General features: G+C 45.6%; 1 protein-coding gene. It reads right to left on the reverse strand.

The window, feature by feature from the left end:
• A partial coding sequence (locus J7R05_RS08575; protein ID WP_484479015.1) for an ATP synthase beta subunit C-terminal domain-containing protein occupies positions 1-410 on the reverse strand: 410 nt, incomplete at both ends.

Genomic DNA, 410 nt, shown 5'->3' on the forward strand with positions numbered 1-410 from the left:
TACGCGCCCGCCCCACTAACAACTTGTCATCTTCAGAAAGTTCATCCATTCCAAGAATAGCAATAATATCCTGTAGCGCTCTATAGCGTTGCAAAATAGTTTGAACTTGACAAGCAACAGTATAATGCTCTTCACCTACAATCAGTGGATCCAACATGCGTGAGAAAGAATCAAGCGGATCAACAGCGGGATAAATCCCCTTTTCAGCAATCGAACGCGAAAGAGCCGTGGTTGCATCCAAATGGGCAAAAGATGTTGCAGGTGCTGGATCCGTTAAGTCATCGGCTGGAACATAAATAGCCTGAACAGAAGTAATAGATCCCGTTTTTGTGCTGGTAATACGTTCTTGCAAAGCCCCCATATCCGTTGCCAAAGTTGGCTGATAGCCCACAGCAGAAGGAATACGCCCT

The organism is Bartonella capreoli, assembly GCF_902813205.1.
GTDB classification, from domain to species: domain Bacteria; phylum Pseudomonadota; class Alphaproteobacteria; order Rhizobiales; family Rhizobiaceae; genus Bartonella; species Bartonella schoenbuchensis.